This window comes from Yoonia sp. (assembly GCF_014859355.1).
Taxonomy (GTDB): domain Bacteria; phylum Pseudomonadota; class Alphaproteobacteria; order Rhodobacterales; family Rhodobacteraceae; genus Yoonia.
This window is the reverse complement of sequence record NZ_JACUUJ010000060.1, coordinates 1-9,980: the sequence shown is the minus strand read 5'-3', so window position 1 is coordinate 9,980 and position 9,980 is coordinate 1. Positions and strand designations below refer to the sequence as shown.

At 59.9% G+C, this 9,980-nt stretch carries 10 protein-coding genes and 1 pseudogene; 6 read left to right on the top strand and 5 right to left on the bottom strand.

What is annotated here, in order from left to right; genetic code table 11:
* The 4 genes and pseudogenes from IBX59_RS14150 to IBX59_RS14135 all read right to left on the bottom strand — a co-directional run.
* Nucleotides 1-203 (bottom strand): annotated as a pseudogene (locus tag IBX59_RS14150) (EamA/RhaT family transporter); the annotation flags it as partial.
* A gap of 40 nt (nucleotides 204-243) precedes the next feature.
* Entirely contained in the window at nucleotides 244-1,209 is a 966-nt protein-coding gene (locus IBX59_RS14145; RefSeq protein WP_296376692.1) for a DUF3179 domain-containing protein, read from the bottom strand.
* A gap of 91 nt (nucleotides 1,210-1,300) precedes the next feature.
* Complete coding sequence (locus IBX59_RS14140) at nucleotides 1,301-1,846, bottom strand: peptidylprolyl isomerase (protein WP_296376690.1); 546 nt, start codon at nucleotides 1,844-1,846, stop codon at nucleotides 1,301-1,303.
* Entirely contained in the window at nucleotides 1,839-2,345 is a 507-nt protein-coding gene (locus IBX59_RS14135) for a peptidylprolyl isomerase (RefSeq protein WP_296376687.1), read from the bottom strand. The genes IBX59_RS14140 and IBX59_RS14135 overlap by 8 nt, the downstream gene beginning before the upstream one ends.
* Nucleotides 2,346-2,473: 128 nt before the next feature.
* Here IBX59_RS14135 and pgk point away from each other — a divergent pair, with 128 nt between their 5' ends.
* The 6 genes from pgk to IBX59_RS14105 all read left to right on the top strand — a co-directional run bounded on the left by pgk (nucleotide 2,474) and on the right by IBX59_RS14105 (nucleotide 8,977).
* Nucleotides 2,474-3,649, top strand: coding sequence for a phosphoglycerate kinase (gene pgk / locus IBX59_RS14130; RefSeq protein WP_296376686.1), 1,176 nt, complete (start codon nucleotides 2,474-2,476; stop codon nucleotides 3,647-3,649).
* 113 nt (nucleotides 3,650-3,762) lie between these two features.
* The gene (locus IBX59_RS14125) at nucleotides 3,763-4,692 is read left to right on the top strand and encodes a class I fructose-bisphosphate aldolase (RefSeq protein ID WP_296376683.1); all 930 of its coding nucleotides are present in this window, start codon (nucleotides 3,763-3,765) and stop codon (nucleotides 4,690-4,692) included.
* A gap of 167 nt (nucleotides 4,693-4,859) precedes the next feature.
* Nucleotides 4,860-5,159, top strand: a complete 300-nt coding sequence (locus tag IBX59_RS14120; RefSeq protein WP_296376681.1) for a septum formation initiator family protein — start codon at nucleotides 4,860-4,862, stop codon at nucleotides 5,157-5,159.
* Nucleotides 5,160-5,283: 124 nt separating this feature from the next.
* The gene (gene pdhA, locus IBX59_RS14115) at nucleotides 5,284-6,294 is read left to right on the top strand and encodes a pyruvate dehydrogenase (acetyl-transferring) E1 component subunit alpha (RefSeq protein WP_296376679.1); all 1,011 of its coding nucleotides are present in this window, start codon (nucleotides 5,284-5,286) and stop codon (nucleotides 6,292-6,294) included.
* A 4-nt stretch (nucleotides 6,295-6,298) separates the two neighbouring features.
* Complete coding sequence (locus tag IBX59_RS14110; RefSeq protein ID WP_296376677.1) at nucleotides 6,299-7,672, top strand: pyruvate dehydrogenase complex E1 component subunit beta; 1,374 nt, start codon at nucleotides 6,299-6,301, stop codon at nucleotides 7,670-7,672.
* A gap of 12 nt (nucleotides 7,673-7,684) precedes the next feature.
* Nucleotides 7,685-8,977, top strand: coding sequence for a pyruvate dehydrogenase complex dihydrolipoamide acetyltransferase (locus IBX59_RS14105; protein WP_296376675.1), 1,293 nt, complete (start codon nucleotides 7,685-7,687; stop codon nucleotides 8,975-8,977).
* A gap of 75 nt (nucleotides 8,978-9,052) precedes the next feature.
* Here the strand turns inward: IBX59_RS14105 and cysE are convergent, their stop codons facing one another.
* A complete protein-coding gene (gene cysE / locus IBX59_RS14100; protein ID WP_296376674.1) occupies nucleotides 9,053-9,862 on the bottom strand; it encodes a serine O-acetyltransferase in 810 nt (269 codons plus the stop codon).
* Nucleotides 9,863-9,980: the final 118 nt, after the last annotated feature.

Sequence of the window (9,980 nt, the reverse complement as noted above, 5' to 3'; positions counted from 1 at the left end):
GCCGCGAACCGCAGGGGGATCCCGCGCCAGCGCAGCCACAGCCAAATGCAGATCACTGCCCCGGCAGACCGCAGACCGGCAAAAAACACCGGCTGAAGCCCGTCATTGGTGATCTTGATCACCACCTGGTTAAAGGCCAGCAAAATGGCAAAACCGGTCAGGGCTGTCGCGCCGAAAAGATCAATCTGGGATTTGCGTTCCATGCGCACAGGTGATGCGCACGGGCGGGCGGTGTCAAGCGGGTCAGTTGCCCAGCATCCATTCCCCATCGGGCCAGAAGGCGTGGAAGGCAAAGGCGAACATTACGTCATGCGCCAGATCCGCGCCACTGGCATCGCGCACCCGCACATTGCCCACATCGCGGCCCTGCGCCAGTTGCGCGGTATCCAGCGCCGATGCCTGCCCCGCGGTCCAGCTGAATGTCACGCCAGCCTCGGTCAAATCGCCCATTTCAGCCAGACGGGTCAGCGGCCAAGCGCGATCACCCACGCGCACCACGCGGGCCAGCGCGGGGATGTCATGGGGCGGCATTTCGCCGGAAAAAAGAAACGGTCGCTGCGAACTGTCATAGCGCACATAAGGGTTGGTGCCGTAATTGCGCCGGAAATCAGGTTCATCCATCACCAACGCGCCCGGGTTACGGGTGCTGAACGCCTCCCAGCTTTCCATCCAGCTGGGCAGGGTTTGCAGTTCGGTGCCGGTCAGATCACCCACAACCGCCTCGCCCACGGCTTGTTGCCACCAGCTTTCGGTTTCGCGGTCATACATGATCATATCGGAATGGCGCAGCTTGCCCGAAACGCCAAACGACAACACGCCCGCAGCGGTGCGCCGGTCGAATGTGATGCCGGAATTGCACAGCGGGCAAAAGGTGACAGCGACGGGAATGCCGCCCACCACATCGTTCACAATTTCATGCCACGTGAGGTAACGGATTGGATAGGCCCGCGGCACCTGCCCGTCGATTTCCAGCGTGATGACAGGTTCGCGCGGTTCCAGACCTGTTTCATCGGCCACGGCGACAAATTGCGGATCGTCGAGCGCCGGGATGCCGTCCTTGGACGGGCCGCCTGACATGATCTCGACCCAGTTTTCGATGGTCGTTTTTTCAAAATCGGTATTGGGCCATTCATGCACCCAGAAATCCGGGCTGGCCGCCACGGTGGTGGCAGCGGTGCAAACGGCGGCGACAAGGGGAATGATGCGCATGGGAACCTCCGACGATATACGATCAGACTGCCCAAGCAATGCGCCTGCGCCTAGCCCCCTCGCGCAGACGTGAGGGGGCGAAGGCTTTTCGTTACTCGGTCACGCGGACCGCTTGCATCACATCGGGGCGGCCGATGACCAGCCCGTTGGCACCTGTGCCACGTTTGATCGCATCGACAATATCCATCCCGTCGGTGACTTCGCCCACCACGGTATATTGCCCGTTCAGGAAATAGCCCGGTTCGAACATGATGAAAAACTGGCTGTTGGCAGAGTTCGGGTTTTGTGACCGCGCCATGCCGACAACGCCACGTTCGAACGGCAGTTCAGAAAATTCCGCCGGAATGTTGCCCAGATCGGACCCGCCAGTGCCCGCGCGCGACAGATCGCTGCCCAGACGCCCGTTTTGGACATCACCCGTTTGCGCCATGAAACCGTCGATCACGCGGTGAAAGACAACGCCATCATAGGCGCCTGATTCTGCAATGGCGGTGATTTGCGCGGTGTGCAGGGGTGCGACATCCTCGAACAGGTCGATGGTGATCGTGCCGTTCGCCTCGCCTGCGATGTCGATTTCAAGGCCGGTGGCCAGCGCGGGTGACGCCAGCAAGGTCAGGATTGCTGCGGTCTTATACATCGGCGGCCACCTTGACGCTGATCATGCGGTCGGGGTTTACGGGCGGTTCGCCGCGCGTGATCGCATCGACATGTTCCATGCCGGAAATGACCTGCCCGTAAACGGTGTATTGCCCGTTCAGAAAATCATTGTCCTTGAAGTTGATGAAAAACTGGCTGTTGGCGGAATTGGGGTTTTGCGACCGTGCGGCCCCCAAAGACCCGCGCGCATGCGGAATTTTGGAAAATTCAGCAGGCAGATCAGGCAGATCAGACGCGCCGGTGCCAGCGCGGCCAATGTTGAAATTGTTTTCCATGTTGCCGTTGGCCACATCGCCGGTCTGGGCCATGAACCCGTCGATCACGCGGTGAAAGCACACGTTGTCATAGGCCCCGGCGCGGGCCAGTTCCTTCATCCGCTCGGTGTGTTTGGGGGCGACGTCGGGCAAAAGCTGGATGATGACATCGCCATCTTTCAAGGTCATGATGATGGTGTTTTCTGGGTCTTTGATTTCGGCCATTGGATGCTCCTTTAAAGGCTGTTGCGCAAAGACATATGGCCTGCGCGCGCGATTGCCAACCCGGGTCCGGTTGACGCGGGCGACGCGTTGCCGCAACAAAGCGGATAACCACCTAAAGGAGAACCCAGATGGCATGGAAAACGATCGACGACATGGATTTCACTGGCAAACGCGCCTTGGTGCGCGTTGATATCAACGTGCCTGTGGCAGAGGGCCGCGTCACCGACACCACGCGGATCGCAAGGATCATCCCCACGGTCGATGATATTCGCGCAAATGGCGGCAAGGTCATCCTGATGGCGCATTTCGGCCGCCCCAAGGGGCAGGTCGTGCCGGACATGTCGCTGGAACATATCGCGCCCACGGTGGCCGATGTGCTGGGCCTGCCGGTGACATGGGTGAACGGCGATTACGCCGATGCGGTGGCCAATATGGACGATGACGAAGTCCTGCTTTTGGAAAACCTGCGTTTCAACCCCGGCGAGGAAAAGAACGATGCAGGCTTTGCCAAACGACTGGCCAGCCTTGGCGATATTTACGTCAACGACGCATTTTCAGCCGCCCACCGCGCACATGCCAGCACCGAAGCCATCGCGCATTTGCTGCCGTCCTGCGCCGGCCGCCTGATGGCCGAGGAACTGGGCGCATTGGAAAAGGCGCTGGGAACGCCCGAACGGCCGGTAGTGGCCGTAGTCGGCGGGGCCAAGGTATCAACCAAACTGGAATTGCTGGGCAATCTGGTGACCAAGGTCGATCATCTGGTGATCGGCGGCGGCATGGCCAATACGTTTCTGGCCGCCCAAGGGTTCAACGTGGGCAAATCGCTGTGCGAACACGATCTGGCAGACACCGCGCGCGCGATCCTGACAAAGGCGCAAACGGCAGGCTGTGAAATCATCCTGCCCCGTGACATCGTTGTCGCGCGCGCATTCAAGGCCGGGGCCGACAGCGAAATCCTGCCCGCCAACGCCTGCCCCGATGACGCGATGATCCTTGATGCGGGGCCTGACACGGTGGCCTATATCGGCAGCGTGCTGGACACGGCAAAAACACTGGTCTGGAATGGCCCCTTGGGGGCATTTGAAATCCCCCCCTTCAATGCTGCGACCAATGCGGCAGCCGCCAAAGCCGCCGCCCTGACAAAAGCCGGCAAGCTGATTTCCGTCGCAGGCGGCGGTGACACGGTATCAGCCCTGCATGAGGCCGGAGTAGCGGAAGATTTCAGCTATATTTCAACGGCAGGCGGCGCATTTCTGGAATGGATGGAAGGCAAGACATTGCCCGGAGTTGCAGCGCTGGGCTAAGCTTTTGCGCCCGTTTGCGATAACATCGCCCCCGGTTGCGCTAACACATTTGCAACCGGGTGCGACCCCCCCTATCGCTGCTGTAATGACGCCATACAGCCGAGGGGCCCGCGATGAAAACCACCCGCACCGTTCAGAAAATCCTGTCACATTACGAAAGTGACACACCGGGTGTCAAAGCCAACCTTGCCCGCATCATGATGACCGGCAAACTGGGCGGCACCGGCAAGATGATCATCCTGCCCGTCGATCAGGGGTTCGAACACGGGCCTGCGCGGTCCTTCGCGCCAAACCCCGCCGCCTATGACCCGCATTACCATTACCAGCTTGCCATTGACGCAGGTCTGAACGCCTATGCCGCACCATTGGGCATGATCGAGGCAGGCGCAGATACCTTTGCAGGGCAGATCCCCACGATCCTCAAGGTGAACTCTGCCAATTCCCTGATCCCCGATGCGGCGCCAAAGACGCAGGCGATCACCGCATCGGTCGATGACGCGCTGCGGCTGGGATGTTCGGCCATCGGATTCACCATCTATCCAGGGTCGTCCGCCGCGCTGAACATGTTCAGCGATATCGCCGAAATGCGCCGCGAGGCTGCGGCCAAAGGTGTTGCCACGGTCATCTGGTCCTATCCACGTGGCGAGGCGCTGGATAAAGACGGCGAAACCGCGATCGACATCGCCGCCTATGCCGCGCAGATTGCCGCATTGCTGGGCGCGCATATCATCAAGATCAAACTGTCCACCGATCATCTGTGCCTGGGCGAGGCCAAAAAGGTCTATCAGGCGCAAAGCATCGACATCGCCACCCAGGCCGCACGCGTGCGGCACTGTGTCGATGCCGCCTTTGCCGGGCGGCGGCTGATGGTGTTTTCGGGCGGGGCCGCCAAAGGCACCGATGCGGTTTACGACGACGCCCGCGCCATTCGTGACGGTGGTGGCAACGGGTCGATCATCGGGCGCAATTCGTTCCAGCGCGATCGCGGCGACGCACTGGCGATGCTGGGCAAGCTGGTGGATATCTATCGCGGCAAGGCCTGATTTCCGCAGCGTCATTGCCACCGGGGTAGCGGCCTGCCATGCGCTGCGCATTCGCGCGTGCAAATCCTTGTTTTGCGCCTTTTGGGGGAAATAAGTGATTCACATTGCGATTCGTTTGTGCGACCCTGCTGCCAGCCGCCCGTAAGAGGCCGCAGCGAGGCAAGCAGATGTTCCAACGCTATCGCCCTCCACTGGGTGCATTGTTTTATTTTCTCGGCATGATCATGCTGGGGCTTTATTTCACTTTTGCCGCCGTGCAAGGCGACTATGGCTTGTTCAAACGCATCGAGATCAACGCCGAAGCCCGCGCGCTGGAAGACGAACGCACGCTTTTGCTGGCCGAAGTCGCGCGGATGGAAAACCTGACCCGTCGGCTTTCGGATAAATTTCTGGACCTTGACCTGCTCGATGAACAGGCCCGCGATGTGCTGGGCCTGATCCGCGCCGATGAAATTGTTATCCGCTGAATGCATTTCTGCCATGTCTGGCCCGCGTGGCTGATTGATGGCTTGACCATCGCCATTCGCGCGCGCATGGTTTACAACATAGTTTAAGGCTAAACTATATTGTCCAAGCGCTGGAGGAATGCTCATGCCGCCCAAAAAGGCCGCCGCAAAACCCAACGTCTCAGCCGAAGAATTGCTGGGACATTACCGTGAAATGCTGCTGATCCGGCGGTTCGAGGAAAAGGCGGGCCAGCTATATGGCATGGGCCTGATCGGTGGCTTTTGTCACCTTTACATCGGTCAAGAGGCCGTTGTCGTCGGGCTAGAGGCCGCCGCAGAGGAAGGCGACAAGCGCGTCACATCCTACCGCGACCACGGGCACATGCTGGCCTGCGGGATGGACCCCAAGGGGATCATGGCCGAGCTTACAGGCCGCGAGGGCGGCTTTTCCAAGGGCAAGGGTGGCTCCATGCATATGTTCTCGAAAGAGAAACATTTTTACGGTGGGCATGGGATTGTCGCCGCGCAAGTGCCATTGGGGGCTGGTTTAGCCTTTGCTGACAAATACAAGGGCAACGATCGCGTGACATTCACCTATTTCGGGGATGGCGCAGCGAACCAGGGCCAGGTTTATGAAACCTACAACATGGCCGAACTGTGGGATCTGCCGGTCATTTTCGTGATTGAAAACAATCAATACGCCATGGGCACCAGCGTGGCACGGTCCACCAAATCGCCCAGCCTTTGGGAACGCGGTGCCGCCTACGGTATCCCCGGCGAAGAGGTGGACGGCATGAACGTTCTGGCCGTGAAAGAGGCCGGCGAACGCGCCGTCGCCCACTGCCGCGCAGGCAACGGCCCCTATATTCTTGAGGTAAAGACATACCGCTATCGCGGCCATTCCATGTCGGACCCCGCCAAATACCGCACCCGCGAAGAGGTGCAGAAAATGCGCGATGAACGCGACCCGATAGAACAGGTCCGCGAGATGCTGCTGACAGGCAAACACGCATCCGAGGAGGATCTGAAAGCCATCGACAAGGAAATCAAAGCTGTGGTCAACGAAGCCGCAGAGTTTTCTAAGGAAAGCCCAGAGCCGCATCTGGACGAGCTTTGGACAGATATTTACGCAACCGAAATCCCGCAGGAGGCATGACGCCATGGCAACCGAAATTCTGATGCCCGCCCTGTCCCCCACCATGGAAGAAGGCACGCTGGCCAAATGGCTGGTCAAGGAAGGCGACACCGTATCGTCCGGTGACATTCTGGCTGAAATCGAAACAGACAAGGCCACGATGGAATTCGAGGCCGTGGATGAGGGCGTGATCGGCAAGATCGTGATTGCCGAAGGCACCGAAGGCGTGAAGGTCAACGATGTGATCGCGATTATGGTCGAAGAAGGCGAAGACGTGCCCGCGGCCAGCGCCGCAGCGGCCCCCACCGCCACAGATGCACCGGCCCCAACAGCCGCCCCCGCCGCCAAGGCCCCCGCCGTAGCCGCCCCTGCCGCGCCATCCCCTGATGCAACGCCGGATTGGGCTGCTGATGTGGCGGTCAAGCAGACAACAGTGCGCGAGGCCCTGCGCGACGCCATGGCCGAGGAAATGCGCCGCGACCCGGATGTGTTTTTGATGGGTGAAGAGGTGGCCGAATATCAGGGCGCCTACAAGATTTCCCAAGGGTTGCTGGATGAATTCGGCGCAAAACGCGTGATCGACACGCCGATCACCGAACACGGGTTTGCCGGTATCGGTGTCGGTGCCGCCTTTGGCGGGCTAAAGCCGATCGTCGAATTCATGACGTTCAACTTTGCCATGCAGGCCATTGACCAGATTATCAACTCTGCCGCCAAGACGCTATATATGTCGGGTGGCCAGATGGGCGCGCCGATGGTGTTCCGTGGTCCCAATGGTGCCGCTGCCCGCGTGGGTGCACAGCACAGCCAGGATTACGCAGCATGGTATATGCAAATTCCGGGGCTGAAGGTCGTCATGCCCTATTCCGCCTCTGACGCGAAAGGTCTGATGAAAACCGCGATCCGCGACCCCAACCCGGTGATCTTTCTGGAAAATGAAATTCTATATGGCAAATCCTTTGATGTGCCGGTGATGGACGATTTCACCATTCCGTTCGGCAAGGCGAAAATCGAACGGTCGGGCGACGATGTGACCATCGTGTCCTTTGGCATCGGGATGACATATGCGCTGCAAGCGGCTGAAAAATTGGCCGCGGAAGGCATCAACGCCGAGGTGATCAACCTGCGCACCCTGCGGCCGATGGATACCGAAACCATCCTTGCCTCTGTCCGCAAGACCAACCGCTGCGTCACCGTTGAAGAAGGCTGGCCGCAAGGCAGTGTCGGCGGCTATATCAGCAGCGTGATCATGCAGCAGGCGTTCGACTATCTGGATGCGCCGGTGATCAACTGCACCGGCAAGGACGTGCCAATGCCCTATGCCGCAAACCTTGAAAAACATGCTTTGCTGACCGTCGATGAAGTCGTCGCCGCCTGCAAACAAGTGACCTACCGCTAAGGAGACAATGCGATGCCCACAGAAATTCTGATGCCCGCCCTGTCCCCCACGATGGAGGAAGGCACGCTGGCCAAATGGCACGTCAAGGAAGGCGACAAAGTGTCGTCGGGTGACATTCTGGCCGAAATCGAAACCGACAAGGCCACGATGGAATTCGAGGCCGTCGACGAAGGCGTGATCGGCAAGATCGTGATTGCCGAAGGCACCGAAGGGGTCAAGGTCAACGCCGTGATCGCCGTGTTGCTGGAAGACGGCGAAAGCGCGGATGATATCGGCGCCGCCCCCGCGCCCAAGGCCGAAGCAACGCCCGAACCGCAAGCGGCAGAAGCGCCCACCAAGGCAGACAACAGCGCCCCAGCCCCCGCCGCACCGGTAAAGGATGGTGGACGCGTCTTTGCATCCCCGCTTGCGCGGCGGATCGCGGCGGACAAGGGGCTTGATCTGGGCCAGATCACAGGCTCTGGCCCGCATGGCCGGATCGTCAAGGCCGATGTGGAATCTGCCAAACCAGCAGCGAAATCAGACGCCGCACCGGTTAAGGCAGAGGCACCCAAAGCCGCCGCCATGGCCGCAGGGCCAAGCACCGATGCCGTGATCAAGATGTATGACGGACGCCCCTTTGAAGAGGTCAAGCTGGACGGGATGCGCAAAACGATCGCCGCCCGTCTGACCGAAGCGAAACAATCGGTGCCGCATTTCTATCTGCGCCGTGACATCAACCTTGATGCGCTGATGAAATTCCGCGCGCAGTTGAATACGCAACTGGAAGGGCGCGGCGTCAAGCTGTCGGTCAATGATTTCATCATCAAAGCCTGCGCGCTGGCGCTGCAACAGGTGCCCGATGCCAACGCCGTCTGGGCCGGTGACCGCACGCTGAAGTTTGCAAAATCCGATGTGGCCGTTGCTGTCGCCATCGAAGGCGGGCTGTTCACGCCTGTGCTGCGCGATGCGGAAATGAAATCGCTGTCGGCCCTGTCGGCCGAGATGAAAGACCTTGCCACCCGCGCCCGCGACCGCAAGCTGGCACCGCATGAATATCAGGGCGGCAGCTTCGCGATTTCAAATCTGGGCATGTTCGGGATCGACAATTTCGATGCCATCATCAACCCGCCCCATGCCGCGATTTTGGCTGTTGGTGCGGGTGTGAAAAAACCTATCGTCGGCGCAGATGGCGAACTGGCCATTGGCACGGTGATGTCGGTCACCCTGTCTGTCGATCACCGCGTGATCGACGGCGCACTGGGGGCGAACCTGTTGCAGGCGATCAAGGACAACCTTGAAAACCCGCTGACCATGCTGGCCTGACGCAGGGGCCCGATACAAAACAAAACGCCGGCCTGCGACGGGCCGGCGTTTTGCGTTTTAACGGCGGATCAACGCCTATTTCTTGCGATTGAACAACTGATCCATCGTCAGTGACGGCTGCGCGCAGCCTGCCTCGCCCACGATGCGGGCGGGCACGCCGGCGACGGTTTTCATCGGCGGCACCTCTTCCAGCACGACAGACCCGGCAGCGATGCGGCTGCAATGGCCCACCTTGATGTTGCCCAGCACCTTGGCCCCCGCCCCGATCAGCACGCCATTGCCGATTTTCGGGTGGCGTTCATCGTCTTCCTTGCCGGTGCCGCCCAGCGTGACAGAATGCAACATCGACACATTGTCGCCCACCACGGCGGTTTCACCAACCACGATGGAATGGGCGTGGTCGATCATGATGCCTTTGCCGATACGGGCGGCAGGGTGAATATCGACGCCGAAAATCTCGCTGACCCGCATCTGGATGAAATAGGCCAGATCACGGCGGCCCTGTTCCCACAGCCAATGCCCCAGGCGGTATGCCTGCACCGCCTGAAATCCCTTGAAGAACAGCAAGGGTTGCACAAAGCGGTGACAGGCCGGATCGCGGTCGTATGTCGCCACCAGATCGGCGCGCGCGGCGGCGGATAATTCCAGCGCTGTGGCATAAGCCTCGTCCGCGATTTCACGCAGGATCTGTTCGGACATTTCCGGCGAGGCGAGTTTCATCGACAAGCGATACGCCAGTGCGCCTTCAAACGATTTGTGGTGCAGCACGCTGGCGTGAATAAGCCCGCCCATCAGGGGTTCTGCGGTGACGGCGTCTTCGGCCTCTTCGCAGATGCGGTGCCAGACGGGATCAACTTCGGTCAGGGATTTGTGCGGGTAGGCCATGGTGTCGATCCTTGTTACTTTGCTGCCGTGTTTAAACAAGATAGCACCGCTTCGCCAAGAACAAACGTAAACATCCGCCGAGGGCCGTCTGGCTGATGGGCTGCGAGATTGTTTATCG